Origin of the sequence: Parazoarcus communis SWub3 = DSM 12120 (assembly GCF_003226565.1) — a bacterium.
GTDB classification, from domain to species: Bacteria; Pseudomonadota; Gammaproteobacteria; order Burkholderiales; family Rhodocyclaceae; genus Parazoarcus; species Parazoarcus communis.
The window spans coordinates 1-485 of the sequence record NZ_QKOE01000124.1 but is presented as its reverse complement, the minus strand read 5'-3'; the positions used below and the strand labels follow the sequence as shown (position 1 = coordinate 485).

The 485-nt window shown below is 68.7% G+C and carries 2 pseudogenes; both read left to right on the top strand.

Going from position 1 to position 485, the window contains the following annotated elements:
* A pseudogene (locus DNK49_RS23360) lies at positions 1-88 on the top strand (electron transfer flavoprotein subunit beta/FixA family protein); the annotation flags it as partial.
* A gap of 2 nt (positions 89-90) precedes the next feature.
* Positions 91-485 (top strand): annotated as a pseudogene (locus tag DNK49_RS23355) (electron transfer flavoprotein subunit alpha/FixB family protein); the annotation flags it as partial.

The window sequence follows — 485 nt, the reverse complement described above, 5'->3', positions numbered from 1 at the left end:
CGAGCCGCCCAAGCGCAGCGCCGGGGTGCGGGTGGCCGATGTGGCCCAGCTGGTCGACAAACTCAAGAACGAAGCAAAGGTGCTCTGATCATGCCGATTCTCGTCATTGCCGAACACGACAACCAGAACCTGAAGGCGGCCACGCTCAACACCGTCACCGCCGCGCTCAAGCTCGGTGCCGACGTCCACGTCCTGATCGCCGGTGCCGGCTGCGCCGCAGCGGCCCAGGCCGCCGCCAAGGTGGCCGGGGTGACCAAGGTCCTGGTGGCGGACGCCGCGCACTACGAAGCGCAAGGCGCCGAGAACGTGGCCGAACTGGTCAAGGGTCTGGCCCGCGACTACAGCCACGTGCTGGCCCCGGCCAGCAGCGCAGGCAAGAACATGCTGCCGCGGGTGGCGGCGCAGCTGGATGTGGCGCAGATCAGCGACATCGTCGGCATCGAAGCGGCCGACACCTTCGTGCGCCCGATCTACGCCGGCAACGC